Here is a 25,475-nt window from a genome sequence, read left to right as displayed (position 1 = left end):
ATTTGCAAGCAGTTGCTTGCAGTTTGCAAGTTCCGCTTGCCACCCTGCTGCGCCACCGGCAGGATCGACGGGTGACCAAGTACCTGATCTCCTTCCCGAGCGAGGCAATGGTCCTCACAGACGAGGAGCTCCCGATCGTCGCCGCCGAGTCCCATGCCGTCATCGAGGAAGCCAAAGCCGCCGGCGTATACGTGTTCGGAGGCGGGATCGACGAGTCGGTCGATCCGGTGCTCGTCTCGGCCGACGGCTCGCTGGGCTCAGAGCCCTATCCCGGAACGAACATCCGGGGCGGGTTCACCGTCCTGGAGCTTCCGGACCGCGAAGCCGCGGAGGAGTGGGCCCGCAAGATCGCGACCGCGTGCCGTTGCGCGCAGGAGCTCCGGGAGTTCATGTACGACCCCGAGAGCTAGCCGCGCTGCTACTCCGGGCTACGGGTCGACAGGTTCCAGATCGCTGCCGCGAGGCTTCCCCAGATGACGACGATCGCCACGATCATCATCACGATCGCTGGTCCGCTCATCTCAGCGCACCTCCCCGGACGGTTGGCGAGGCGTTGGTGACTCGGGTACCTGCAGAGTGGTCTCCGGTCGCCACGGGACTCTGGTCGCGACGAACCCGAAGACGATGACGGCCACGACGGTGCCCCAGCCGAAGACGTTGAGCATCCAGCCGGGATAACCGCCGTACGGGGTGTCGACGGTGTCGATGAACTCGCGGACGAGCACGTACGCGAGAGCGATCGGTGCGATGAAGCCGACCAGCACCTTCCACCAGGCGCTGATCGGGATGGAGCTGTACTCGTTGAGATGGTCGGCCATCGACGGCAGCGCGCGTACGACCCAGGCGAGGACGACCATGCTGACGATCGCCACGAAGAGGATCCCGAACTTGTTCATGAAGTTGTCGATGATGTCGAGGACGTAGAGTCCGGAGGTGGTCCCGAGGAACACGAGGCTCACCAGAGCGCAGGGAACCGAGACCGCCACGACTGCGCCGACTCGGGTCATCTCGAACTTGTCGCGTACGGCGGAGATCACGACCTCGAGCACGCTGACGAGCGAGGTGAAGCCGGCAATCACGAGGGACGCGAAGAACAGCACGCCGATGAACGCCCCGAATGACGCCTCGCTGATGATCGTCGGGAACGCGATGAACGCCAGCCCGATGCCGCTGCTTGCGACCTCGTCGACGGCTACGCCGTTGGCCTGCGCCATGAACCCCAGCGCTGCGAAGACCCCGATGCCGGCCAGCAGCTCGAAGCCGGAGTTGGCGAAGCCGACGACCAAGCCCGAGCCAGGCATGTCGGTGTCGCGCTTCACATAGGAGGAGTACGTGATCATGATCCCGAAGCCGATCGACAGCGAGAAGAAGATCTGACCGTATGCCGCGGCCCACACCCCGGGTTTGGTCAACGCTTCCCAGTCCGGCGTGAAGAGCGTGTCGAGTCCGTCCATGGCGCCGTCGAGGAAGAGGGATCGTGCGACGAGGGCGACGAACGCGATCACGAGGATCGGGATGAAGATCAACGACAGCATGCCGATGCCCTTCTGGACACCGAGGACGAGCACCGCGATCAGCGCTGCCCACACGACGGCGAGGGGGATCATGACTCCCCACACCGGGTCGAGAGTGACTCCGGGCTCGCTGACCTCGAGGAACTCCCCGAAGAAGTAGCCCTCCGGATCGTCACCCCAGGACTCGTTGAACGAGAAGAACGTGTAGCGCAATGCCCATGCGAGGACGGCCGCGTAGTAGACGCCGATCATGAAGCAGATGCCTACCTGCCACCAGCCCAGGCCCTCGGTCCGGCGCGACTGTCGCGCGAACGACAGCGGTGCCGATCCGCGGTTGCGATGCCCGAGCGCGTAGTCGAGGAAGAGGAACGGGATGCCCGCGGTCAGCAGCGCCACCAGGTAGGGGATGACGAACGCGCCGCCACCGTTCTCGTACGCCACGTACGGAAAGCGCCAGATGTTGCCCAACCCGACGGCGGAGCCGATCGCAGCCAGGATGAAGACCCGGCGAGAGTTGAACATGCCCCGCTTCTGCTCATCGGCGGTGACGTCGGCGTGGGCCACGGTTCCTCCCTGGTACGGGGTGTCTCCTGCGGCCGAGACTAGGGCGGATCGACGTGGAATGCATGGCGAAGCTCGTTGCCAGGGATGCCGGCGGCCTATCCGGTCTCCTCAGGGCAACTGATCGTTGTCTCCGCCAGCTGTGTCGAGCGTCAGCACGGGGATCTCTCGCTGCGTCCACCGGCGGTAGGAGCTGAACCCGGGGAAGACTTCCTCGCCCCGTCGGTAGCACTGTTCTCGCTCGTCCCCCTGAAGCTCACGGGCGACCACCTCGCGGGCGGTGCCGCCGAGGACGATCGTCGCCGCAGGGTGAGCTCGCAGGTTGTAGTACCAGGAGGGGTGGTGCGGTCGGCCGAAGTTCGACGCGATGAGGATCGTGCGGTCGCCGTCTGGCAGTGGCAGCACTGGCACGGTCCGCGGAAGTCCCGTCCTCGCGCCGGTCGTCGTGAGCATCGCGATCTCGAGCCCGGCGAGCCACCCCGACGCCGTGGTCCGCCCCGAAGAGAGCCGGTAGACCAGCTCGTCCAAGGGTTGTTGGATGACGCCGTACAGCGTGGCCATCGGTCGCGTCGCCGCTTGGCGTCGGATGATCCGCCGCGCAAGTCGGGCCTGCCGATAGCTCTGCTGCATCTCGTGAACGTATCAAATGCTACGAGTAGTAGCAATAGATACGAGCAGTTTCATCTACTATGTCCGCGTGACCCCGAAGCAAGAAGGACGACTGGGAGCGGAGCGACGCTCTCGAGGGCCCAGCAGGCTGGTGCGTGCCGCAGTGGTCGAGGCGACCATCGCCGAGCTGTCCGACGGCGGCTACGCCGCGGTGAGCCTGGAGAGGGTCGCGCGGCGCGCGGGTGTCGCCAAGACGACCCTCTATCGCCGATGGGGGACCAAGGAGGGGCTGGTGCTCGAGGCCATGCTCGAACGCGCGGGCACGCGCGTGTCGGTCCCGGACACCGGATCCTTGCGAGCCGATCTGCTGGAGTTCGCCGAGACCGTGGCGACCAACGCCGCCACCCCGGAGGTGTCGGCCATGGCCAGAGCGGTCGTGGCAGGAGCGCCGCACGACAGCACCTTGGCGGCCGCGGCCCGCGACTTCTGGGCCCAGCGGCTCGCACTCGACGCGGTCATCGTCAGCCGGGGAGTGGACCGCGGCGAGGCCGCCGCCGACACCGATCCGCAGCGGGTCATCGAGTCAGTGATCGGCCCGATCCACCTGCGGCTCCTGCTCACCGGCGAACCGGTAGACGGCGACTTCCTCGAGGGCGTCGTGGACACGGTGATCGACGGCATCGCCTCCGAGACATAGCGACTGGTCAGTCGGTTCCCCGAAGGAGGGCGCCTCTGAGCGCTTCGGCGTCGGCGTCCAGGAGCAGTCGGTCGCGGGCCTTCCAGTCAGCCTGGATCACGAAGCCATCCCCTGCGAAGCGGGGGATGACGTGCAAGTGGAAATGGAGCACCTCCTGGAACGCGACCGTGCCATCGGCGACGAAGAGGTTGATCCCGTCGCAGCGCAAGCCCGAGCGCCGCACGGCTCGTGCCATCTGGTGGCCGACCGACCACACGTGAACGCTCGTCTCTCCGTCGAGGTCCTCCAGGCCTACTGCATGTCTGCGGGGCACGACGAGAAGGTGTCCGGGTGTCGCTGGGTTGATGTCCATGAACACCACGGTGATGTCGTCTTCATAGACCATGCTGGCTTCCGCCCGCTGCGCCACGATGGCGCAGAAGATGCACCCGTCCCGCACGGCCTCCGGCGCCTGAGTCATGGCGCGATCGTTTCAGGCGAGTCGGATGCGTGCCACGTATTACTGCGCTCGACCGATGATCTGCCCGACGCGGATAGCATGGTGGACAGCTCGAGTGCCGCAGGCAGGGGTCTCTATGCAAGCCGTCATCCAGGACAGGTACGGCAGCGCGGACGTCGTACGGTGGGGCGAGCTCCCCGACCCCGTGCCGGCCGATGACGAGATTCTTCTCCGCGTCCGAGCAGTCTCGCTGAACGGCTCGGACCGGGAGAACCTGGCGGGCCGACCCGCGTACGCGCGGTGGACCAACGGGCTGCGCCGTCCGCGGAACCCCGTGCCCGGCTCCGACGTCGCCGGCGTGGTCGCGGCCGTCGGTCGTCGGGTCACGGAGTACGCCTGGGGTGACCAGCTGTACGGCGAGCTCGCCGGGTATCGCGGCGGGATGGCGGAGCTCGTTGCCACGCGGCCCAAGCTGTTGGCCCGCAAGCCCGACGGACTCTCGTTCGTCGAAGCGGCGGCGATCCCGCAGGCTGGAGGCATCGCGCGGAGGGCAACGGCCGGTGTCCGACCCGGAGACGCCGTGCTGGTCAACGGCGCCGGTGGTGCCGGTGGAGTCTTCGTTGTCGGTCTTGCGAAGCACGCCGGTGCCGAGGTGACCGCGGTCGACCGAGGCGACAAGGCCGACTTCCTGAACGAGATCGGGGCGGACCACACCATCGACTTCGCCAAGGACGACTGGGCCGACGAGCGCGGGCGCTACGACCTGATCGTGGATCTCGTCGCTGAACGCTCGCCGTTCCGTGTGCACCACGCTCTGCGTCCTGGCGGGCGGTACGCGATGCTCGGCGGGAGAGCCAGGATCTTGCTGGGTACGGCGTCCCTCGGCCCTTTGGTCGGGAGGGTCCATGGCAAGCGGGTCGGCGTGCTGGTGGTGCCGCAGTCGCGGGCGGAGCTTGAATCAGTCAGTGCCCTGATCCGCCAGGGCGCCTTCACGCCGCGGATCGACAGCGTGTATCCACTGCACGACGCGAAGGCAGCCTTGGCCCGGCTCGCCGCGGGCGACAGCCGCGGCAAGATCGTGCTCGAGGTGCCCGAGGGCTGATGATCAGGACCGGTCGTCAAGTTGCGCCTCAGCGCGGCTCGCCCATGCGGTGGCTATCGGTCAGCTCGGAGGCCGGACTCGATGGCGAACACCACGAGCTGTGCCCGGTCGCGCGCATGGAGCTTGACCATCGCGCGGCTGACGTGAGTGCGCACCGTTTCGGGGCTGACCACGAGCGCGTCGGCAATCTCCTGGTTAGAGCGGCCGGTTGCGACCCATCCGAGGATCTCGCGCTCCCTCTCGGTGAGGTCCTCCAGCCGCGGGTGCGGGCGGGCCGTGGCGGACGAGCCGCTGAATCGCTCGATCACGGTGCGCGTCACCGACGGGGCGAGCAGCGACCCGCCCGCGGCCACGACGCGGATGCCGTCGAGCAGCGCCGTCGGCTCTGCGTCTTTGAGCAAGAAGCCACTGGCCCCGTGTCGTAACGCCTCGAAGACGTACTCGTCGAGCTCGAAGGTCGTCAGCATCACGATCCGTACGCCGTCCAGCGCGGCGTCACCGTTCACCTCGGCGAGCAGCGCGAGCCCGTCCAGCACGGGCATCCGGATGTCGCACAGCACCACGTCGGGGGTCGTCCGGCGGATCAGTGCGAGCCCCTCGCGTCCGTCCGCTGCCTCGCCGACCAGCTCGAGCCCGTCCTCGGTGGCGATCAGCGTCGCGAGCCCCATCCGGACGAGCGGCTGGTCGTCGACAAGCCCGACCCTGATCACGGTTCCTCCGGCAGCGAGGCATGGACGCGGAATCCTGCACCCTCGGCGGGACCCACCACGAGCGTGCCACCGACTTCACGGACCCGTGCGCGCATGCCTGTGATGCCCATGCCCTCATCCTGGCCGGAGGTCGGGCCACCGCGTCCGTCGTCGCTCACCGTCACGTCGAGCACGGGGTCGCTGCGCGTGAGGGCGACCACCGCCCGGGTCGCGCCCGCGTGCCGGAGGACGTTCGTCAAGGCCTCCTGCACGACCGCGTAGACGACCTCACCGAGGCGGTCGTCGGCGTCGCCCACGTCGCCTGTTCGTACGACGTCCAGCCCGCCGGCGCGTACCCGGTCGAGCAGCGCGTCGAGATCGTCGAGTCCCCGTGCAGGGCGGCGTACGGCATCGGCGCCCGACATCCGCCCGAGCTCGGCACGCAGCGCGTCGAGCGACTCGCGGCTCGTCACGCGGATCGCCTCGACGCTCTCGCGTGCCTTCGCCGGATCGCGATCGAGAACGTGCAGTGCGACGCCGGCCTGCATCGCGATCACGGCGAGGCCATGGCCGACACCGTCGTGCAGGTCCTGCGCCATCCGCAGCTGCTCCTCGGTCGCCGCGCGGGCGCTACGGTCGGCGCGCGAGGACTGCAGCTGGCTCACGGCGGTGGCGACGGCACCGGCCGCGGCGACCACGGCGAGCAACCCGATGGCCTGCCACACCTCCTGCGTCCGCGGTCCGTCGGTGGCCAGCATCCGGATCACGAGCGAGGCGGCTGCGACGAGGGCGGCACCGACAGCCCACGGCACCCACCGGTACGAGGTGGCGCGCATCGCGAGCACGAATGTCACGGTCGGGAGCGCCAGGAAGATCGGTCCGTCCGCGAAGCCTGCCCCGAAGTAGACGGCGGTGCAGAGTCCGCTGGCTGCGAGCGCGACCTCCGCCCGCCACGGGAGGATGGCGGGAAGGACGGCGAGCACGGCGGTGAGGCTGGCACCGATGACCTCGCCGTGGCCGGAACCCACCTCCCGGTTGGACGCGACGGTGCCGAGCAGCACGACGATCACCACGGTCCACGGCCACCAGCCGGGAGCGTGGACCACGTCGATTCGCCGGTCGCTCACGGGCCGAGGATAGACCGCGCCGAGCCCTGCGGCGTACGACCACGCGAGGCTCCGCCGTACGCAGATCCGCGTACGGAGGAGCCGCGACACGACGGACGCTTTGCGGCGCCGCGGCGACGACCGTGGGGACATGGACGATCTGGTGGTACTGACAGACGGGCTGACCAAGAGGTACGGCGACCGACTCGCCGTGGACTCGGTCAGCATGACCGTACGGCGGGGCGAGGTCTACGGATTCCTCGGCCCGAACGGGGCCGGCAAGACGACGACCCTGCGGATGATGCTCGGACTGATCCTGCCCACGGCCGGTACGGCGAGCGTCTTGGGACGGCCTGCCGGTCGCCCCGACACAATCGCTCGGGTGGGGGCACTCGTAGAGGGGCCCGGGTTCTTCCCGTACCTGTCCGGGCGCGACAACCTGCGGACGATGGCCCGCTACCGCGGCCTGGGCGACGACGCGGTCGCTGCCGCACTGGCCCGCGTCGACCTCGCGGACCGTGCGGACGACAAGTTCAAGGCGTACTCACTCGGTATGAAGCAGCGGCTCGGTGTGGCCTCCGCGCTCATGGGCGACCCGGAGCTGATCGTGCTCGACGAGCCGACGAACGGGCTCGACCCCGCAGGCATGGCCGACATGCGTGCCCTCGTGGTGTCGCTCGCGCGCGGCGGGCAGACCGTGCTGCTCTCGAGCCACCTGCTAGCCGAGGTCCAGGAGATCTGCGACCGCGTCGGTGTCATCAACGGAGGTCGGCTGCTGCGCGAGGCTCGGGTCGACGAGCTGCGCGGCGACGCCACACTCCGGGTGCACGCGACCCCGGAGGACGCGGCGATCGCGGTCGCGATGCGGGTCGCGGGGGAGGACGCCGTACGCCGTACGCCGCGCGGGCTCGAGGTCGGGCTGCCGGCGTCGGCCGCGCCTGCACTCGTACGGGATCTGGTGGCGGCCGGTGTCGACGTCCACGAGGTGTCCCCGGCTGAGCGCACCCTCGAAGAGGTCTTCTTCGAGATGACCACCACAACGGCGACGACGGCAGTGCAGACGGAAGAGAGGGTGTCATGACCACCGTGATCGACAGTACGACGCGCAGCACGCGGGCGGAGCTGCTCCGCCTCCGCAAGTGGCCGGCCGTGTGGGTGACGTTGACCGTGTGGGTCGCGCTGGCCCTGGTGTTCGGCTACCTGTTCCCCTACCTGTCCTACCGGACAGGCGACCTCAGCTTCGCCGGCGACGGCGACACCCGGACACAGCTGCTCGTCGAGATGCTGCCGGCTGCGCTCCCGACGGTGCTCGTCCAGGGGCTGCCGATGTTCGGCGGTGCGCTGGCACTGGTGCTCGGGGCGATCGTGGCCGGCAACGGCTACGGCTGGGGCACATGGAAGACGGTCTTCACCCAGGGTCCGTCCCGCCCCGTTGCGGTGGGCGGCTCGCTCGTGGCTCTCACGGTTGCCGTCGTCGGCATCCTTGCGTTGACCCTGGTGCTGTTCACCGGCGTCTCGCTGCTCGTCGCTGGGGTGGAGTCGCAGACCGTTACGTGGCCATCGGTCGGCTCGCTGCTCGAGTCGTTCGCCGGCGGCTTCCTCGTGCTCGAGATGTGGGTGTTGCTCGGCTACGCCCTCGGGACCGTAGCGCGCGGTCCGGCCCTTGCGGTCGGCCTCGGACTGGTCTGGGCCCTGGTCATCGAGAACCTCCTCCGCGGGGTCGGCGCGCTGCTCGGACCCGTCGAGGCGGTGACCGAGGTCCTCCCGGGGACGGCGGGCGGCTCGCTCGTCGGCGCGCTCATCGACGTCTCGGCCAACCCGAACGAGACTCCCGGGATTCTCGACGTGCTCTCGGGCGGGCAGGCGCTGGTGACGGTGACGGCGTACTGCGTCGGGCTCGTGGTCCTGGTGCTCGTCCTCGTACGACGCCGCGACGTCGCCTGAGTCGCCTGCCGCACGTCGATCGCCACGACGGGAGATCCGACCCATCGTATGGATCGGATCTCCCGTCGATGGTCGGTCCTCGTGTCGACGCGGAACACGCTCTCGCTGAGTCGACCACAAGCGCTCGCGGATCCTTGCCCTCAACGGCAGGAGGGTCGTGGAGAGACGCCGTACCGCACGAGGTCGCCTCAGATCAGACCAGCGACTCCGCCGTCCGATCGCCGCTGCGGCGCGCGCTCGGCCGCCGGTGTGCCACGACCCAGATCCCGAAGACCAGCAGCCACAGCAGGTAGACGGCAGCGGTGAAGTACAGCGCCGCGGTGATGGCGCAGACACCGGCGAGCACGGTGAACACCCGCATCCAGCCGGGCATCTCTGCCTTCGCCGCCAGCAGCAGCGCGATGGTGCCGACGAAGAGCGCCGGTGCCGGCCCCGCGAAGAGGTGGCCGATGGTGCCGATCGTGTACGCAACCGACAGCGGGATCTCTTGTGCCTGTGCGCCACCTTCGGCCATCGCGACCTGGAACCCGCCGAGCACGCACAGACCGGACACCGCGGTCGCCACGCCGGCGACGGACAGGCCCCACACCCACCCGCCGACTCGGTCGACCCTGTCGCGGACAGCCCATCCGAAGACGATCAACCCCATCGAGGTGAGGGCGCCGACGGTGTACAGGGCGAAGTCGAGGTTGCGGTGCCGCCCTTCGACGAAGGCTTGAACCTCGGACTCGTGAAAGTTGCCGCCCATCGTGCCTGCGAAGCTCCAGACGATGATGCCGGCAAGGAAGACGAGCAGACCGAGGCCCGCAGTGCGTGGAATGGTGTTCATGGTTCCTCCCCAGAGTGGTGAGCCGTGGTCGCCGGCTCCGATCCGACGGACCGGTTTCGACGCTAGGGAGCCGTGGACGCCCATGTCGTCGTCAGCGGGAGCGAGATCTGCCGACCGCGAGGAGGAGAACGTAATCCTCCGGAAGGAGGACGCGCCGCGACAGCTCTGGACGTAACGTCGGAGTGTGACCCGCAAGCAGTGGGCCTTCGACATCGCTCTGGCGATCGCCGTCGGCATGCAGGGGCAGGCAGAGGCATGGTGGGGCTACGGCGAGACCCACCGGCAGGGTCCGCTCTGGGCACAGTCGGCGCTGTACGCCGTGCTGGCGCTGCTCCTCGTCATGCGTCGCTGGCGCCCGCTGACGTGTCTGGTGGCGATGACGGCGGCCTGCGTCGTCGAGCATGCGATGTACGGGTCGCCCGAAGGATTCGCGGTTGCACTGGCGCCCTTGATCGCGACGTACACGTGCGCGCGGTGGCTCGAGTGGAGGCGCTCCTGGATCGCGTTGGCGCTCGCGCCTGTGGGATGGCTCGCGTGGTCGGCGTTCGATCCGATGAACGACTCCCTCGCAGACTGGTACGGCAGCAGCGTGTGGATGTCACCGTTCGTCATCGCTTGGCTGCTCGGCGCGCTCGTCCGCAGCGTCCGGCTCAACGCTGACCAGCGCCGGCTCGCCCGTGAGCAGCGTGAGGCCCATGCGGTCGCGGTGGAGCGGACACGGATCGCCCGCGAGCTGCACGACGTGATCGGGCACAGCGTGAGCGTCATGACGGTCCAGGCCTCTGCCGTACGCCGCCGGCTGGCCCCCGATCAGGCGGTCGAGCGACGTGCCCTCGAAACCGTCGAGTCGGTTGGGCGTGAAGCCCTCGCAGAGATGCGCCGCATGGTCGGCGTGCTGCGCGAGGACGGGAGACCAGGCGACCGCGAGCCACCTCCCGGCACCGATCAGCTCGACAGGCTCCTCGAGAAGTTCCGTGCCGCCGGGTTGCCGGTCGAGCTCACCATCTCCGGCACGCCACGGTCACTGGCGCCGGGGCTCGACCTGACGGCGTACCGGCTTGTCCAGGAGGGGCTCACCAATGCGTTGCGCCACGCCCGCAACCCGCGAGCAGCGCAGGTGAGGATGGACTACGGCGAGACCACGCTGCGGCTGTGCGTCAGCGACGACGGAGAACCAGCGACGGTGGCGCATGCCGCCGTGGCTGAAGCGGGCAGCGGTCTGCTGGGCATGCGGGAGCGCGTAGCGGTGTACGGCGGCGAGCTCGTCGCCCGGCCGCTGCCCGACGGCGGCTTCGAGCTGCTTGCGACCCTGCCGTTGGAGCCGGCGTGACGACGGCCGAGGACACCGCGACCATCGGCGTGCTCGTCGTCGACGACCAGGCGCTCGTGCGCACCGGCTTCCGCCTCATCCTCGAGATCGAGCCCGACCTCACCGTGGTGGGAGAGGCAGCCGATGGTGACGAGGCGGTCGACCTCGCGGCGTCCGTCAAACCGGACGTCGTGCTGATGGACGTACGGATGCCGGGCACCGATGGCATCACCGCGACCGAGCGCATCGTGGCGGCGAGCGGGGAGGAGGTCCGCGTCGTCATGCTCACGACTTTCGACATGGACGAGTACGTGTTCGACGCGTTGCGTGCAGGTGCGAGCGGATTCCTCCTCAAGGACGTGCAACCTGAGTTCCTCGTCGCCGGCATCAGGGCGGTGCACGGCGGAGATTCCCTGCTGGCGCCTTCGATCACCCGGCGCATGATCGAGACCTACCTGGATCGCCCCGCGGTGATCGACCCCCGTGCTCGCAGCAGCCTCGACGCGCTCACAACCCGTGAGCGCGAGACCCTGCTCCACCTGGCCAAAGGGCTCACGAACTCCGAGATCGCCACCCACATGTTCGTCTCCGAAACCACGGTCAAGACGCACATCGGTCACATCCTGACCAAGCTTGGCCTCCGCGATCGCGTTCAGGCGGTCATCTTCGCCTACGAGACCGGCCTCGCCGGAGAGCGCTGAATCGTCGCTAGCAGGTGTCGCGAATCGTCCCCGCTACTGCTGAGGGCCTGCTGCACGGAGGGTCTTCAGGATCTCGGCATGTCGGAGCAGGAAGGCGCTCTCGTCGAGGCGTTTGCGGCGCAGCCACCCGGAGACTTCGCTGTTGTGCTTGCTCGCGTTGCACGACGTACAAGCTGGGACCACGTTCGGCAGCGTGTAGCGGCCGCCGCGTGAGATCGGCAGGACGCAGTCCTTCTGGAGGGCGGTGGTGGCTGCGCCGCAGTAGGCGCAGCCACCCCACGCGATCACGAGGTCGGTCCACTGCGTTGTGGTGAGGTCGTTGTCGACTCGTTCGAGTCGTCGTTGCCGACGTTTGGCGTACCGCGCACGTGTGGTGGCCGAGGCGTTGCTCGGAAACCTGCGCCGACGGCTCACAAGGTGACGTTACCGCGACGACTCCGGTGATCCGAGCTCTCAGCGCGTCACCAGCTCAGCTTCCGGCATACGTTCGGGTCCTGGTCGCCCTCCCACGAGTCCTGGCGGTGCATCATCGCGTCCCTCGTCTGCGGACCGTAGACGCCGTCGACGTTGATGCGCTCGATCTGCTGGACGCGCCTGAGTGCGGCCTTGGTCTTCGGGCCGAAGTTGCCGTCGACCCCGATGTTGAGCACGGACTCCCCGTAGCCGCGGTAGCACCAGGTGATCGAGTACTGGAGCTGCCAGACCGCGCGGTTGCTGTAGCCCTCCTGGAGATGACAGTGCAGGCTGCCGCCGCTCGTCGCCGGCACGGACAGGATGCTGCCGCTCCTGGTGACGCCGTACCCGTTCGTGGTGCAGGCGGGACTTGCGGCAGCGGGGCCTCCGGACGCCAGCACCAGGCCCGCGGTGAGCCCGGCGGTGGCCAAGACGGTGATGATCTTCTTCTTCATGACGTATCCCCCTGGGTGACGCTGGATGGACACCGTGGTCTTCTCGCCTGCTGTCCGCGGGCCGCCACAGCGAAGGGATCGTGTCACCGAGGAGCGAGCCGTCGACAGGCATTTCGATGAGCATTGAAAGTGCTCGCACGGTGAACCGATGAGTTTGCGAGGCTGTGGAGGTCCTGGTGGGCGTTCTGGTCAGGGGGAATCCAGTGCTGCGCATCCACTTCGGCGAGCTCGACCTCGCCCGTACCCGTTTTGCCGTCGCGCCCGATCCGTTGTGGGAGATCGCGTCGAGCCTGCACCGCTTCCAGACGCGCCGGGGGCGGTGGGCACACGGTCGCTGGCACGCGGACGCAGTGCGCACCCTGCGCGGCACCGCGCTCGGTCGCGCCGTACGCACGCTGCTCCTGCCGCTGTATCCGCGCGCCCAGTACTACCCGGACTTCCTCACACCCGGCGAGGGAGAGGCCGGTCTCGGAGCGGGGCTGGACGCGATCCTCGCCGCACCGAAGGGTCGTGTCACCGAGGAGATCAACCAGATCGAGCCGCACCGCCGCCACGCCTCGCCGCTGCACGCGCTTGCCACGCTGAGGGAGCGACGCGTCCTGGTCGAGACGCTGCGCGCATACCACTCCGCCGTGATCTCGCCGGTCGCCGGTCAGATGCGAGACCACCTGGACAGTGAGCGGGCCTTGCGATCCCGGCATCTGCTGGACGGGGGAGTGGACGGCCTTCTCCGAGGGCTCGGCCCGACGATGCAGTGGCGTCCGCCGGTGCTCAGCGTGGTCGACCATGTCGACGACCGCGACGTCCACCTCGACGGACGTGGACTCCGCCTCGTCCCCTCGTACTTCTGCTGGCAGCAGCCGGTCACCATGGCAGACCCGGCGTTGCCCCAGGTGCTGGTCTACCCGATGCCCCGCACCGCCGCGGACCACGTCGCTGCCTCCTCGGAGGAGGCCGTGGCGGCGCTGATCGGCGGAAGCCGCGCCACCGTGCTCGCAGCCTGCGCGACCGGCGCCACCACCTCCGAGATCGCTCGAAGGGTGGGGGTGTCAGCCGGGACGGTCAGCTATCACACCCGTACGCTGCGCGAGGCCGGGCTGATCAGCAGCCGTCGCCATGCCGACACCGTGCTTCACACGCTGACCCGCCTCGGCGCCGACATGCTGCGCTACACGGGGTGATGCGCCGGGCATTCACCCGCGATGGATGACCCAGACCGCCTCCATCGAGGTCATCATGAAACGGACGGCTATCCGCAGGAGGGCATCATGTGTCGCTGGCTCGCCTACTCCGGCTCACCCGTCCTCATCGAGGAGCTCCTGTACAAGCCTCAGCACTCGCTGATCGTGCAGAGCTTGAGCTCCGAGCTGGGGGCCGAGCCGACGAACGGGGATGGCTTCGGCGTGGGCTGGTACGGCCGCACGGGGACCCCCGGAATCTTCCGCAGTGCTGAACCGGCGTGGAACGACCGCAACCTTCGCGACCTTGCGATGCACATCGAGTCGCCGCTCGTCTTCTCGCACATCCGCGCCTCCATCGGCTCGCCGGTGCAGCAGACGAACTGCCATCCGTTCCGGCACGGACGTTGGCTGTGGATGCACAACGGATACCTCGACGGCTTCGCGGTCATGAAGCGCGACCTCATGATGGCGGTGGACCCGGAGCTGTTCCCTTCGATCGAGGGTTCGACGGACTCGGAGCTGTTCTTCTTCCTCGCGCTGACCTTCGGGCTCACCGAGGACCCGCCGGCCGCGGTAGCCCGCGCCGTCGGCCTGATCGAGGAGACGGCGCAGCGGTACGGAGTGAGTTTTCCGGTGCAGATGACGGTGGCGACCACGGACGGCGAGACCATCTGGGGGTTCCGCTACTCCAGTGAGGGGCGCTCGCGCTCCTTGTTCCACAGCACCGACGTCTCGACACTGCGCCACCAGTACCCCGACAACCCCATGCTGCACGGACTGTCGGACGACACCCGGCTCGTGGTCTCCGAGCCTCTCGGCGACCTGCGCGGCGCGTGGCGTGAGGTCCCGGAGGCGACGTGCGTCATCGTCCACGGCGGCTCGGAGGAGCTGCGTCCCTTCCTACCCGAGCTCGCCGCATGAGCCTGCCGAATACTGTCGACGGCGTCATCTCCCGCCTGCGAGACATCGACTCCGGACTCCCGGCCAAGGACGGGGTCGCGGTGTTCAACCGGATGTACCTCACCGTCACCGAGCGGGTCGCGGCGGTCATCGCCGATCCGGCGTCCGCCGGCACCCGGTTCCGGGACGCTGAGACGATGGCCGCGCTCGACGTCGGCTTCGCCAACCACTGGCTGGCGGCGATCGACGACGCCGCGGCGGGGCGGCGGGTCACACCGGCGTGGCGACCACTGTTCGAGGCACGTGACGCGAGGCGCCTGTCCGTCCAGTACGCCATCGCGGGAATGAACACGCACATCGAGCACGACCTTCCGATCGCCGTGGTCGACACCTGTCGAACGGGTGGCCTCGAGCCTGACGACGTCCACGCCGACTACGAGACGGTCAACGAGATCCTCGCCCAGGTCGAGTCCTCGATCCGGCGGTCGTTCCTGGACGCGTCAGGGCGTGCGGTCGATGATCGAGTCGGCCCGATAGTCCACCTGCTCAGCACCTGGAAGATCGACAAGGCACGTGATCTCGCATGGGTCACCGCCGAGACGATCTGGGCGCTCCGCCGAACGAGGATCCTGCGTGGCCGCTTCCTCGACGGTCTGGGGCACACCGTGGGCATGACGTCGAGGGCGCTGCTGATCCCCGCGGGCTAGTTGGTGATGCTGACGTTGAAGTTGGCCGGGTAGGCCAGCGACGGGTCGTACCCGCGATCTTCCATCTCCCCGTGCACCGTCCGCAGCCGATCCAGCCACGCGAGCATCACGCGGCGTCCTGCTCCGTCGAGTGCCATGTCCTCGACGTGGCTCTCGAGGAGCATGTTGAACGGGCGCCAGGTCACGAACAGGACCGCGAGCGTGTCCAGCGCCCGCACCTGATCCATCTGGTCGGTGCTCTCCGGGACCACGGCGGGCACAGCGAACCCGAACGTCCCGTAGTCCCAGATGACGTTGTTGAGAATGTCGTGCTCGACGGTCGAGAGGTGGATGACCGTCGCGCACACCCGGGCCAGCCATTCACGGGTCATTCCACCGTCGGGTCGGCTGACGGAGTTGGGGAGCAGCGTGTCGAGCGCGTCGGCCCACCGCGCGAGGTCGGGGTCAGCGCGCACGGCGTCGTCGTTGGCGTAGTACAGCGCCACGTACTCGCGAACGTAGCCGAGGTTGACTGCCCACAGCTCGAGGACGTTGTCGCGGTACGGGTAGTCGAACGGCGTCTCGGTGGTTCCGTGGCGTTCGAACTGGGTGTCCGGTGTGAAGCTGTGGAGGTCGAAGTCGCGCAGGTGCCGCGCTGCGAGCGCGGCGACCTCTTTCGCGTCGTGGGAGAACAGGGTGACCGCGAAGCTCTTGGCGCCGGCGAAGTGTGCGTTGCAGTTCTCGAGGTTGCCGATGAGCAGCGTGTGGAAGGTGTGCTGGAGCAGTCGCCTGACCGGGTGGCGGGCGGTCAGCTCGTTGATCGTCGCGATGGCGAAGTCGGTAAGGATGACGTTGTGGATCGAGAGGTTGTGGCGGAAGGTCGTCATGTCCTCGTTCATGGCCGCGAGCAGTGCTCGGCGGGCGGTTCCCTGCTCGAGGCCGTCGCTGCGGATCACCGTACGGGTGCGGAGGCCCGCCGCGGTCGCTGACAGCACGGCCTTGCCGCCGGGCCGGACCAGACCGTCGCGCACCGGCTGGTCGAGGTAGTGCGAGAGGTCCACGACGTACTCGTCCTCAGCGGCCTCACCAGCGGTGACCTCCTGCGCCGTCGCTCGCCGCAGGAACGAGCCGAAGGGACCGCGGACGGCGATCTCGGCGATCACGTCGGCGTCCGGCCCGCGCAGCTCCGGCGGCAGCACCGGGCGCCGTACTCCTGCCTTGTCGAACTCGCGCGGGTATACAGCATCGAGGAATGCCTGCTCGTCGGCCGGGATCGGGGGAGCGTCCGGAGGCGCCAGGTCGACCAGCAGACGGCGCAGTCGCATCTGCACCCGGATCTTGAGCCCGCGCCGTTCGGCATGGTCGGAGGGGATGAAGGTGGCCGCGACCCGGACCCCTGGAAGAGGGATGTCCGGCCACAGCTCGTCATGGGACACGTAGTCGATCCGCGTGTCCACGGGTTGCGCCAGCGGTTCGATGGGGTGATCTTTGAAGCCGGCGCTGAGAAAGCCGGCCAGGATAGTGCGGTACAGGCGGAAACGCTGCCGCGTCAACATGTTCCGAGAGTAGCCGCGCAGCACGATCGTCGGGGATGAGTCGCATCCCTGACGACCCTCGGTCGACGCAGGCGGGCCTGATGAGGAGTTGCCATGGCCACCGACGTACCCGACGAGCTGACGGCAGCCAACGCGGAGACTGGCATCGACCGCGGCGAGCGCCAGGCGACCCTGTTCGCCGAGCACGTCGCGCGGGTCGCGCGTGAGGGCGCGTTCATCGAGCCGCCCGACCTCGGCACTCCACCACCTGGCCCGCAGCCGCCCCCCGACGTCCTCCGCGGTGCCAAGGTCGCGGCCGGGCGGGTGCTCGGCACCGTCGGCTCCGGCATCCTGCACGGTGTCACGAGCCTGCTGGGCCGCCACACGAGCGGGCGGGTCTGGACCAACTGGTACGCATCGGGTGCCCATCTGCCGGGGCCCGTGTCGACGTCGGTCAAGATTCTCAAGCTGGCCCACATGCGCGAGACGTTGTTCGCGAACAACGTCGTGCGGACGTACGCAGCCGGTCAGGCGACCGGGTTCGCCGAGCCGCAGTCGCAGGTGCCCACGTTCGCTCGACGGTGGCGGACGGCCGACGGCAGCTGGAACGACCTGTCCTGCGACGAGGCGGGGAGGATCGACCCGATGGTCGGGGCCGCGTACACGCGGTTCTTCCGCAACGTCGGAGACGACTTGGGCCTTGCCGGCGTGCGCCCGAGCGACAACCCCGCAACCGACCCCGTGAGCGTCCGCGACGTCAGCCGCAAGCTGCTCGCCTCCAAGGGCCCACGGGTCGAGATGCCCTTCCTCAACCTGTGGGGCGGGGCCTGGATCCAGTTCCAGAACCACGACTGGATCAGCCATGGCACCGACCTCGACGGGAAGACCGACACGATCCCGCTGGCCGAGGACGACCCGCTCCGAGAGCACGGCATCGACCACCTCGAGGTCCGCCGGTCGCTCTCAGATCCGACCCGGCGCGACGACGGCCCTGACCGGGACATGCCGGTGACGTTCCTGAACGAGGTGACCCACTGGTGGGACGCGTCCCAGGTCTACGGCAGCGACTGGGAGACCCAGCACTCCCTGCGCGCCCACACCGGCGGCCGGCTGATCGTGAACGACGACGGCTCGCTCCCTCTCGACCCTGAGACGGGCACCGAGCGGTCCGGGTTCGTACGGAACTGGTGGGTCGGGCTTGCGATGCTGCACACGCTCTTCGCTCGCGAGCACAACGCCATCGCCGACAAGCTCGCCCGGTCCTATCCGGACTGGGACGACGAAGCGCTCTTCCAGACCGCTCGGCTCGCCAACGCCGCGCTGATCGCCCGCATCCACACCCTTGAGTGGACGCCTGCCATCCTCCCGAACGAGGCGCTGCTCAGCGGCATGGAGGCGAACTGGTTCGGTCTGGCGACCTCGCTGCTCGGCGGCGAACGCAAGCAGGCGCTCGAGGATGTCCCCATCGCCAGCCGGGAGCTCGGCGGGATCGTCGGCAACGCGCCCGTCGACGCCCCGACGTACGGGCTGTCGGAGGAGTTCGTCAGCATCTACCGTCTGCACTCGCTGCTGCCCGACCGGATCCGCCTCGTCGACGCCGACGGCGACGAGGTGGCGTCAGTCCCGTTCCAGCGCACCCGCCATGCCGCGTCGCCTGCGCTGCTGGCCGAGCACGGGTTCGAGGCGCTGGCACGGACGATGGGCGAGCAGTCGGCGTGTGCGCTCGTCAACAACAACTACCCGGACTCGTTGCGCGCGATCACGGTGCCGGGCGCTCCGGTCGCCGACATCGGTGCCATCGACCTCTACCGCGATCGCGAGCGTGGCGTGCCGTCGTACAACCAGCTGCGCCGTGAGCTCGGCCTGGAGCCCGTGCCCGACTTCGACGCCCTCACCGACGACCGCGACTGCGTGGCCACGCTCCGCGAGGTCTACGGCACCGACGCTGACGGGCACGACAACATCGACGACATGGACCTGCTGGTCGGCACGCTCTCGGAGGGGCACCGTCCCACCGGGTTCGGTTTCGGCGAGACCTTGTTCCAGATCTTCATCCTCAATGCGTCGCTCCGGCTGCTGGGTGACCGGTTCTACACCACCGACTTCCGCGAGGAGGTCTACACGCCCGAGGGGATCGCGTGGGTGGACGGGACCACCATGAAAGACGTCCTGCTGCGTCACTATCCCGACCTCGCGCAGACCGGCCTCGCCAACGTCTCCAACGCCTTCGAACCCTGGGACATCGGCCCGCTCTCGCCCGAACGCCACCCCCTGCGCGCCTGGGAGGGACGCCACGACGACCCGTGGGCCGGCGACGCCCCGGACGTCCGTTGAGCGAGCGTCATCCGCCGGGGACAGGAGGGCACTCCAACACTTCGATCGAGTTCCCAGGGAAGAGCCCGAGGTGCGGGTGGTCGGAGAAGATCCGAACCGCTTCGTCGTGACTCGCCGCCTCGACGAGGGCGTACCCGGTCTTGGGGTCGGTGAAGTCCTCGACGCCGTCAGCGGTCAAACGCTTCTTCCGGTAGAGCGGGGCGCCAGGGTCGACCAGCGCATCCTGATGGGCCTGCGCCCAGGACGCCCATGCGTTCATGAACTCGGACTGCCGCGCAGCATCGAGATCGTCCTTGTCCGAGTCATCCGCAAATCCGTTGTAGATCGCCAGGAACTTGGCCATGCCACCCACCTTAGGAGACTTGTTCGTCGGCCAGGCCCCGATGAGTTTCCGCATCGAAGACGGTCATCACGGCATGACTCAATACCTGCTGTCCGTTCCCCACGACTCCGACGAGGAGCCGACCATGGAGACCATGGACCCGGCCGAGCTCGAGGCGGCCATGGCTGCCACTGGCGCGATCATCGAAGAGCTGACGTCGACCGGCGCGTTCGTCTTCGCGGGCGGGTTGATGCCGCCCTCGAGTGCGATCACGGTCGACAACACCGGCGAGTCGTTGAGCAAGGTCGACGGCCCCTTCGTCGAGGCTCCCGAGTACCTGGGGGGATTCTGGGTCATCGAGGTCGCCGACGAGGAGGCTGCCCTCGGTTGGGCGGCCAGGGCATCGAAGGCCCTCGGTGGCCCGATCGAGGTCCGCGCCTTCCAGGTGCCGCCCAGCGAGTGATATTCATCCACGAACCGGCACCCGCCGCTGGCATCCTGAGGGGATGTCGAACTCGTGGTGGGAAGGCCTGCAGGCGATCGGCCTGTTCCTCTCGCCGTTCGCGGTGGCGTGGCTGGCGTACGTCCTCAGCATCCGCCAGTCGCGCAACGACGAGCTCAAGCGTGTGCAGCTGGAGTACTACAGCGTGCTGGCTCCGCGTCTCAACACGCTCGTCTGCTACGTCACGTTCATGGGGGACTGGCGCGACATCTCACCGCCCGAGGTGGTCGCGCTCAAACGGCAGCTCGATCGGGAGTTCTTCGTGGCAGCCCCGCTGTTCTCGCCCCGGGTGCGACAGAGCTACGACGCCTTCCTCGACGACTGCTACCGGACGTTCGGCGAGTGGGGCACCGACCCTAAGGTCCGAAGCAGCGCCGCCCCGCGTCGCGAAGTCTGGCGCGGCGAGTGGGACTCCTCCTGGGACGCCATGTTTGAGCTCGGTGACGACGTGCAGCTGACCACGGAGATGGTTCGGAAACCGCGTCGATCGCACGACGAGCTGATCGCCGCACTGGTGACCGATCTCAAGGTGGTCCGCTCTCGGCCGAGCTACACGTCAGACCTGGTCGCGCTCGAGAGGTCGTCACAGGGGCACCCTGAGAGGGATTCCGTGCCACCCCGCGCTGCCCGACGGTGACGCCGCTCAGCGCGGCGCGGGCGAGTGTCGTCGGGCTAGGTCCGTTGACGCGCGAGCCGGTTGCGGCGCTCCTCCTCGCGCTTGGAGTAGGCGGCGGCGCGGATCGCTTGGTCCGACTCCAGGCCGCTGCCGAGTCCACCTCCGACGGTCGCCGCGGACGCGACGAACCAGGCCAGTACGAAAAGGTCGCCGTAGCCGAGCGATGCGTTGAGATACCCGCCCATCACCGCGGGGTCGAGGACGAACAGCGCCCAGACCAGATTGACGACGTACAGCGCGACGTAGCAGATGAGCACGCCGACGGTGAGGGTCACCAAGGTCGAGATGTTGTAGAGGCGCGACCTCTCCCGAGCCTCTGAGGAGTCATCGTCCGGGCGGTCCCAGAGGCCGCCGTCGATCACGAGCCAGGCGACGACGAGCGCGACGGACGCGACCGTCGCGACCACGAGGCGCCACCATGACAAGGAGCCGGCCAGGAGCCAGACGGTGGAGTTGACCGTGGCGACGGCTCCGGTTGCCAGCGCCGCGACGAGCGCGGACTTGAGCCCGGGCACGAGCAGCCACGGTCGGTTGGCGAGCACCATCCCCGCGAGCAACCGCCCGCGGCCACCGCGACGGGGGAGCGGGACGCGGTGCTCGTCCTGCGAGGAGGAGTCAGTCATGCCGCCGACGAGCGTGCGTACGGCTTGGCGAGTGCGCGACTGCACACGCAGGCCGCCGAGCGCAGGCAGCGACAGCACGGCTCTCCGTTGTTGCGGGTCAGCTTCGATGAGGAGGTAGCGTCCGTCGTCGTCGCGAAGGGGAAGCTCTGTCAGGCCGACCACGAGGTCCCATTCGTGCTGGTGAGCCTGGTCGCCCAGACGCGCCAACGCGGTGTCGACGTCCTCGGAACCGGTGGTGAACGGCTCGCTGACGACCTCGATGTTCCAGGCGTCGTGATGCTCGCTCTTCGGCGGTTCGATGTCCTTGATCCGATGCGCCATCTCGGTAGGCGAGTCGGGATCAGCAACAAGACCGACGTGGATCGGCTTCATGGTCCGCATGTACCCATCGCGTTCGCGCAGACACGTGAGCCGTTGGTGGGAGCAGCCGTCGCCCGGCCTGGCGTCGGCCGTCCCCTCGCCTTTTCGGCGTGCTCGCACGACCGATGGTTGACTTAGTTGCCGGACGGAACGGATGTAGTGGGGAGGCGGTGAGGCGGTGGCGCAGCACCCAGGGGAGCTTCTCGAACGGCTTACGGGGGCGTTGGCCCGGCGAGATCCCGACCAGTCGCTGAGTGGACGGCTCTGCGAGTCGTACCGTGAACTGGCGGGTGCTGACGGAGCGGCGATCACCGTCGACTACAACAACCCCACCCGCGTGACGGTCTGCACGACGAACTCGCTGGTGAACCGGCTCGAGGACCTCCAGGATGTGCTCGGCGAGGGGCCCGGCCACACCGCATCGGCATCGGGTCGGATCGAGCGGTGCGCTGTCCCCGGAGACCCGGCGTCGAGGTGGCCGGTGTTCGTCGAGTCGGCGCGGGAGATCGTGGGCAGCGCCTTGATCGTGGCGGTCCCGTTACAGCCCGAAACCGTGGTGTTCGGCGTGATCACGCTCTACCAGAGCCCGCCGTCGCCGCTCGCGCTCGATCGTCACGACCTGCAGTTCCTCGCCCACGTGGTCGGCGTGGCACTGCTCTCCGACCAGGATGCCGCGTCCAGCAACCTCACGAGCGGGCCATGGGCGTCGCGTGCACGGATTCACCAGGCGACGGGCATCGTCGTCGCGCAGCTGCAGGTCAGTCCGGGGGATGCTCTGGCCGTCCTCCGAGCCCATGCTTACGGCCAGCAGACGACGTTGGCCGAGATCGCAACAGCGGTCGTCGAGCGGCGCATCACGTTCTCCCTCTGATGATTGGTGGCACGCCCATGAAAGGAACACACTCGTTGAGCGGTATCGCCGGTTCGTCTTCCGCCCTGGTGCAGGACTACGACCTGATGGGAGCGCTGGCGAAGACCGTCGCGGAAGCGACCGAGCACGTCGGGGCGGAGGCTGGCGGGCTCCTCGTCACCAACACAGGCGGTGATCTCGAGCTGCTGTCGGCGACCTCGCACCGCGTGACCGAGCTGGAGACGTATCAGGCGTTCTCAGGCGAAGGGCCGTGCGTCGAGTGCGTGCGTCAGCAAGAGACAGTGCAGGGCGAGCTGAGCCAGGTCGCCGATCGTTGGCCCACCGTCGCCGCAATCATGGAATCTTCCGGCTACACCTACGTCCTGGCAACGCCGCTCCGATGGCGTGGGACGGCATTGGGAGGGCTCAACCTCTTCTGGCGCAGACCGCCCGACGCCGTGGCGGAGGCGGAGACTGCCGCTCAGGCTTACTCCGACATCCTGACGCTGTTCATCATTAACGCGGGTCCCGTGGGCCCCGAGGTCGCACGCCAGCGTGTCGAGGTCGCGCTCGAGGGCCGCGCGGTCATCGAGCAGGCCAAGGGCGTCCTCTCAGAGCTGGAGGGTCTCAGCATGGATGACGCCTACGAGCGGTTGCTCGAGCTCGAGCGAAGCACAGGTGAGCATCTCACCGACGTCGCTCGAGGTGTGGTGAGGAAGGCACAGGAGCGCGCCTAGGAGATACGACCGCGCCGGACGGCGCTTGGTCACGTCGGGGCGGGCAATGGTGCGGCTGGCGTTCGCGCCACGATCGCGGCAGCGGAGATCAGGTCCCAACCGGGAAGGTGCTGGTTGCGCTGCGGGATGTGCTCCCGATGCTCCTCGTACAGGTCGAGCAGCCGACTGACCGCCGCGATGGTCGGCGCGTCGGGGTCGTCGTCGGGGACGCGGCACGCGTGGCGGGCGACGGTGAGCGGCACGCCCGGCTCGTCGCCGCGTTGCATCGGTTCGAGTGCCGCGAGGAGGTTGGTGGAGATCACCTCGAGCAGCGGGCTGGGCGGTTGCGGTTCGGCTGCGGGTGGCGGGCCCAGCTCCAGGGGTTCTGCGCCCTCGACCAGTCTGGCGAACTGTCCGCCGATGACCGCCGTGATCTGTGCGACGTCCAGTCCAGCCTGCCACGCGCACCGGGCGGTGGTGAAGGTGTGGGAGACCGGGGTGCTGTAGGGCAGATCGCTGGCATTGAGGATGCGTCCGGGCGGGATCAGGCGGAACAGGGCGAGGACGTTCGCGGGGTTCCACCACGCGGTGTCGAAGAAGAGGTTGGGTGCTTGCTCGACATGTCCTCGCAGCTGTCCGAGGTCGGTGAGTGCGCAGTGGGCGAGCACCAGGCGGAGCCCGGGCCACCGCGCGCACAGCTCGAGTACCTCGTACGCGATGGAGTCGAGTTCTGGACCCGCATGAACGATGACGGGAAGGTGTCGCTCGTGGGCAGTCTCGTAGAGCCGGTTGAGCCTGATGTCATCGAGGTCGAAGCCATCGCTCGACAGGTGGAGCTTGACTCCTCTGGCCCCTGCAGACAGCCCGTCCTCCAACAGGCCCACCTCGCTGGGGGTGAGTCGTACGAAGGGCGTCAGTCGCCCCCCACTCTGCGCAGCAGCCTCGGCACACCGGAGGTTGGCCTCTCGGTAGCCGCTCGGTTCAGACAGCGGGAAGACCGCGGCACGCGCATCGATGGCCTCGAGTGAGCCGAGCAGCTCGTCCCAGCGTGCCGTGAAGCCGCTCGGATCGTGCTCGCCGACATGGGTATGGGCGTCGAAGACCTCCGCGCCCGGCAGGTGGTCGAGGAGGCAATGCAGCCACGGCTGGATCAGGTGGTCGGCGTACATCGTCGTGCTCAGCCGTCGACGTTCGCCGTACGCTCGACGAGGTCCGCCAGCAGAGCCGGCATTCCCCGCTGCTCGCGCAGGTCTCGTTGGCGGGCGTACTCAGGAGGCGCTGTGAGGATCTCCTCTACGGCGTCGAGTGGTCTGTCGAGACCGTCGGGCGCCAGCTGTGCGCGGGCGTCATCGAGCGCGCGCCAGGCGAGCTCGCGCATGGGCCGTCGTGACCCGTTGGCGTCAATGACCGTCGCTTCGAGTCCACGGCGGCACGATCTGAAGTCGTTGGCGAGCACCGCCTCGTCCGGAAGGTCATGGAGGTCTGGTGCTTCAACGGCATGGCGGGCAAGACCTTGCACCAAGGCGGTCAACCCGGCGATGCGGTCCAGAGACGACTGGGCGTCCATCACCCGCACCTCGATCGTCCCCAGTCTGGGCTGCGGCCGGAGCTCCCAGCACACGTAGCTGTAATCAGGCACCTCGTACGCCCACATCGAGCGTTCGATCGCCTCGACGTACTCATCCCAGCTGCGGAGCGCCGGTGGCATCGTCGTGCGCGGATAGGACCTGAGGATGGCCGGCCGCGAGCAGGCGAGCCCGGAGTCACGAGCGTGCCAGTACGGCGATCCTGCGGCGAGTGCGCGGAAGACGGCAAGGCGGTTGCGCAGTCCACGGAAGACCCGCAGGGCGCTTGCGGTGTCCGGTAGGCCGACATGGACCTGGAAGGCTGCCGTCGGCGTTCGGAGCAGGCCAGCGAACTCGTCGCCGAGCCGGTCGTAGCGAGGCGATGTCGTGAGGTCTGCTGCTCCGAAATCGGCACTCGGGTGGACGCCGACCGCCATTGGGCGAACGCCTTTGACCATCAGCGATCCGCGCAGGCTCTGCAGTGACTTGCGCACTTCCTCGGCATCACTGCACACCTGCGTCTCGAGCTCGACCTCGTCGACGAAGATCTCACTCTTGAACGTGCCTCCGGCAGCGGGTCCGCAGACGGTGGCCATCAACGGCTCCGCAGCCGACCCCAGCATCTGTCCTTCTTGATCGACAAGGAACAACTCGTCCTCGACCCCGACGGTGAACTCACCACCAGGCTGCCAATCGAGGCTAGGGGCGCGCACCTCGTGCGCAATGGCGATGGGTAGATCGCTCGTCACGGCGGGCCTCCGGAGAACAGTGATCGCCTCAAGTCCGGAGGTACCCCGTCGGGCTGCGGCAATGCGCG

Annotated in this window: 29 protein-coding genes; 15 read left to right on the top strand and 14 right to left on the bottom strand. The window is 68.3% G+C overall.

Features of this window, described 5'->3' with window-relative positions; all coding sequences use genetic code 11:
- Positions 1–71 precede the first annotated feature (71 nt).
- The gene (locus AB3M34_RS15660; protein ID WP_370615273.1) at positions 72–410 is read left to right on the top strand and encodes a YciI family protein; all 339 of its coding nucleotides are present in this window, start codon (positions 72–74) and stop codon (positions 408–410) included.
- 8 nt (positions 411–418) lie between these two features.
- Here the strand turns inward: AB3M34_RS15660 and AB3M34_RS15655 are convergent, their stop codons facing one another.
- The 3 genes from AB3M34_RS15655 to AB3M34_RS15645 form a co-directional block, all read right to left on the bottom strand.
- Positions 419–520, bottom strand: a complete 102-nt coding sequence (locus tag AB3M34_RS15655) for a methionine/alanine import family NSS transporter small subunit (RefSeq protein WP_370615271.1) — start codon at positions 518–520, stop codon at positions 419–421.
- A gap of 1 nt (position 521) precedes the next feature.
- The gene (locus AB3M34_RS15650) at positions 522–2,078 is read right to left on the bottom strand and encodes a sodium-dependent transporter (protein WP_370615269.1); all 1,557 of its coding nucleotides are present in this window, start codon (positions 2,076–2,078) and stop codon (positions 522–524) included.
- Positions 2,079–2,186: 108 nt separating this feature from the next.
- Positions 2,187–2,705 (bottom strand): nitroreductase family deazaflavin-dependent oxidoreductase, encoded by a 519-nt coding sequence (locus AB3M34_RS15645; RefSeq protein WP_370615268.1) that lies wholly within the window; start codon positions 2,703–2,705, stop codon positions 2,187–2,189.
- A gap of 67 nt (positions 2,706–2,772) precedes the next feature.
- Between AB3M34_RS15645 and AB3M34_RS15640 the strand changes: the two genes are divergently transcribed.
- A complete protein-coding gene (locus tag AB3M34_RS15640) occupies positions 2,773–3,381 on the top strand; it encodes a TetR/AcrR family transcriptional regulator (RefSeq protein ID WP_370615266.1) in 609 nt (202 codons plus the stop codon).
- Positions 3,382–3,388: 7 nt separating this feature from the next.
- Here the strand turns inward: AB3M34_RS15640 and AB3M34_RS15635 are convergent, their stop codons facing one another.
- Positions 3,389–3,841: an HIT family protein gene (locus AB3M34_RS15635; RefSeq protein WP_370615264.1), complete on the bottom strand. Its 453-nt coding sequence runs from the start codon at positions 3,839–3,841 to the stop codon at positions 3,389–3,391.
- Positions 3,842–3,956: 115 nt separating this feature from the next.
- Here AB3M34_RS15635 and AB3M34_RS15630 point away from each other — a divergent pair, with 115 nt between their 5' ends.
- A complete protein-coding gene (locus tag AB3M34_RS15630) occupies positions 3,957–4,922 on the top strand; it encodes an NAD(P)-dependent alcohol dehydrogenase (protein WP_370615262.1) in 966 nt (321 codons plus the stop codon).
- Between the two features lie 53 nt (positions 4,923–4,975).
- Here the strand turns inward: AB3M34_RS15630 and AB3M34_RS15625 are convergent, their stop codons facing one another.
- Complete coding sequence (locus AB3M34_RS15625) at positions 4,976–5,632, bottom strand: response regulator (protein WP_370615260.1); 657 nt, start codon at positions 5,630–5,632, stop codon at positions 4,976–4,978.
- On the bottom strand, positions 5,629–6,738 hold the full coding sequence (locus AB3M34_RS15620; RefSeq protein WP_370615258.1) for a sensor histidine kinase: 1,110 nt from the start codon (positions 6,736–6,738) through the stop codon (positions 5,629–5,631). The genes AB3M34_RS15625 and AB3M34_RS15620 overlap by 4 nt, the downstream gene beginning before the upstream one ends.
- A 130-nt stretch (positions 6,739–6,868) precedes the next feature.
- On the opposite strand from AB3M34_RS15620, the gene AB3M34_RS15615 reads away from it, so the two are divergent.
- On the top strand, positions 6,869–7,798 hold the full coding sequence (locus AB3M34_RS15615; RefSeq protein ID WP_370615257.1) for an ATP-binding cassette domain-containing protein: 930 nt from the start codon (positions 6,869–6,871) through the stop codon (positions 7,796–7,798).
- Positions 7,795–8,661: an ABC transporter permease gene (locus AB3M34_RS15610; protein WP_370615256.1), complete on the top strand. Its 867-nt coding sequence runs from the start codon at positions 7,795–7,797 to the stop codon at positions 8,659–8,661. The genes AB3M34_RS15615 and AB3M34_RS15610 overlap by 4 nt, the downstream gene beginning before the upstream one ends.
- A 193-nt stretch (positions 8,662–8,854) precedes the next feature.
- On the opposite strand, the gene AB3M34_RS15605 is transcribed toward AB3M34_RS15610, so the two are convergent.
- Positions 8,855–9,490, bottom strand: coding sequence for a hypothetical protein (locus AB3M34_RS15605; protein ID WP_370615254.1), 636 nt, complete (start codon positions 9,488–9,490; stop codon positions 8,855–8,857).
- A gap of 184 nt (positions 9,491–9,674) precedes the next feature.
- On the opposite strand from AB3M34_RS15605, the gene AB3M34_RS15600 reads away from it, so the two are divergent.
- Both AB3M34_RS15600 and AB3M34_RS15595 read left to right on the top strand, forming a co-directional pair.
- Positions 9,675–10,820 (top strand): sensor histidine kinase, encoded by a 1,146-nt coding sequence (locus AB3M34_RS15600; RefSeq protein WP_370615252.1) that lies wholly within the window; start codon positions 9,675–9,677, stop codon positions 10,818–10,820.
- Complete coding sequence (locus AB3M34_RS15595; protein ID WP_370615250.1) at positions 10,817–11,500, top strand: response regulator; 684 nt, start codon at positions 10,817–10,819, stop codon at positions 11,498–11,500. Before AB3M34_RS15600 ends, AB3M34_RS15595 begins: the two co-directional genes overlap by 4 nt.
- Before the next feature lie 33 nt (positions 11,501–11,533).
- Here AB3M34_RS15595 and AB3M34_RS15590 read toward each other — a convergent pair whose 3' ends face one another.
- Both AB3M34_RS15590 and AB3M34_RS15585 read right to left on the bottom strand, forming a co-directional pair.
- Positions 11,534–11,788 (bottom strand): HNH endonuclease, encoded by a 255-nt coding sequence (locus tag AB3M34_RS15590; RefSeq protein WP_370615249.1) that lies wholly within the window; start codon positions 11,786–11,788, stop codon positions 11,534–11,536.
- 173 nt (positions 11,789–11,961) lie between these two features.
- On the bottom strand, positions 11,962–12,408 hold the full coding sequence (locus AB3M34_RS15585; RefSeq protein WP_370615247.1) for a peptidoglycan-binding domain-containing protein: 447 nt from the start codon (positions 12,406–12,408) through the stop codon (positions 11,962–11,964).
- 203 nt (positions 12,409–12,611) lie between these two features.
- Here AB3M34_RS15585 and AB3M34_RS15580 point away from each other — a divergent pair, with 203 nt between their 5' ends.
- From AB3M34_RS15580 to AB3M34_RS15570, 3 genes are all read left to right on the top strand, one after another.
- A complete protein-coding gene (locus tag AB3M34_RS15580; RefSeq protein WP_370615246.1) occupies positions 12,612–13,589 on the top strand; it encodes an ArsR/SmtB family transcription factor in 978 nt (325 codons plus the stop codon).
- 87 nt (positions 13,590–13,676) lie between these two features.
- Positions 13,677–14,510: a class II glutamine amidotransferase gene (locus AB3M34_RS15575; RefSeq protein WP_370615244.1), complete on the top strand. Its 834-nt coding sequence runs from the start codon at positions 13,677–13,679 to the stop codon at positions 14,508–14,510.
- Positions 14,507–15,196, top strand: a complete 690-nt coding sequence (locus AB3M34_RS15570) for a DUF5995 family protein (protein WP_370615242.1) — start codon at positions 14,507–14,509, stop codon at positions 15,194–15,196. The genes AB3M34_RS15575 and AB3M34_RS15570 overlap by 4 nt, the downstream gene beginning before the upstream one ends.
- Here the strand turns inward: AB3M34_RS15570 and AB3M34_RS15565 are convergent.
- The gene (locus tag AB3M34_RS15565; protein ID WP_370615241.1) at positions 15,193–16,731 is read right to left on the bottom strand and encodes a lipoxygenase family protein; all 1,539 of its coding nucleotides are present in this window, start codon (positions 16,729–16,731) and stop codon (positions 15,193–15,195) included. The genes AB3M34_RS15570 and AB3M34_RS15565 overlap by 4 nt on opposite strands.
- A 93-nt stretch (positions 16,732–16,824) precedes the next feature.
- On the opposite strand from AB3M34_RS15565, the gene AB3M34_RS15560 reads away from it, so the two are divergent.
- Complete coding sequence (locus tag AB3M34_RS15560) at positions 16,825–19,044, top strand: peroxidase family protein (protein WP_370615240.1); 2,220 nt, start codon at positions 16,825–16,827, stop codon at positions 19,042–19,044.
- A gap of 7 nt (positions 19,045–19,051) precedes the next feature.
- Here AB3M34_RS15560 and AB3M34_RS15555 read toward each other — a convergent pair whose 3' ends face one another.
- Positions 19,052–19,387, bottom strand: a complete 336-nt coding sequence (locus tag AB3M34_RS15555; protein WP_370615238.1) for a hypothetical protein — start codon at positions 19,385–19,387, stop codon at positions 19,052–19,054.
- 124 nt (positions 19,388–19,511) lie between these two features.
- On the opposite strand from AB3M34_RS15555, the gene AB3M34_RS15550 reads away from it, so the two are divergent.
- Positions 19,512–19,829 carry a YciI family protein gene (locus tag AB3M34_RS15550; RefSeq protein ID WP_370615237.1) on the top strand — a complete coding sequence of 106 codons (318 nt, stop codon included), beginning with the start codon at positions 19,512–19,514 and terminating at the stop codon, positions 19,827–19,829.
- A 43-nt stretch (positions 19,830–19,872) separates the two neighbouring features.
- A complete protein-coding gene (locus AB3M34_RS15545) occupies positions 19,873–20,505 on the top strand; it encodes a hypothetical protein (RefSeq protein WP_370615235.1) in 633 nt (210 codons plus the stop codon).
- Positions 20,506–20,540: 35 nt separating this feature from the next.
- Here the strand turns inward: AB3M34_RS15545 and AB3M34_RS15540 are convergent, their stop codons facing one another.
- Positions 20,541–21,488 (bottom strand): hypothetical protein, encoded by a 948-nt coding sequence (locus AB3M34_RS15540; RefSeq protein WP_370615234.1) that lies wholly within the window; start codon positions 21,486–21,488, stop codon positions 20,541–20,543.
- Between the two features lie 217 nt (positions 21,489–21,705).
- On the opposite strand from AB3M34_RS15540, the gene AB3M34_RS15535 reads away from it, so the two are divergent.
- The gene (locus AB3M34_RS15535) at positions 21,706–22,398 is read left to right on the top strand and encodes an ANTAR domain-containing protein (protein WP_370615232.1); all 693 of its coding nucleotides are present in this window, start codon (positions 21,706–21,708) and stop codon (positions 22,396–22,398) included.
- Between the two features lie 17 nt (positions 22,399–22,415).
- Positions 22,416–23,114: a GAF and ANTAR domain-containing protein gene (locus tag AB3M34_RS15530; protein ID WP_370615230.1), complete on the top strand. Its 699-nt coding sequence runs from the start codon at positions 22,416–22,418 to the stop codon at positions 23,112–23,114.
- A 29-nt stretch (positions 23,115–23,143) separates the two neighbouring features.
- Here AB3M34_RS15530 and AB3M34_RS15525 read toward each other — a convergent pair whose 3' ends face one another.
- Together AB3M34_RS15525 and AB3M34_RS15520 are read right to left on the bottom strand one after the other, a co-directional pair.
- Positions 23,144–24,262, bottom strand: coding sequence for an amidohydrolase family protein (locus tag AB3M34_RS15525; protein WP_370615229.1), 1,119 nt, complete (start codon positions 24,260–24,262; stop codon positions 23,144–23,146).
- A gap of 8 nt (positions 24,263–24,270) precedes the next feature.
- Entirely contained in the window at positions 24,271–25,371 is a 1,101-nt protein-coding gene (locus AB3M34_RS15520; RefSeq protein WP_370615227.1) for a carboxylate-amine ligase, read from the bottom strand.
- Between the last annotated feature and the right edge of the window lie 104 nt (positions 25,372–25,475).

The organism is Mumia sp. Pv4-285 (genome assembly GCF_041320275.1).
Taxonomy (GTDB): domain Bacteria; phylum Actinomycetota; class Actinomycetes; order Propionibacteriales; family Nocardioidaceae; genus Mumia; species Mumia qirimensis.
The sequence above is the reverse complement of the archived record's forward strand: the minus strand, read 5'-3'. Positions and strand labels throughout refer to the sequence as shown.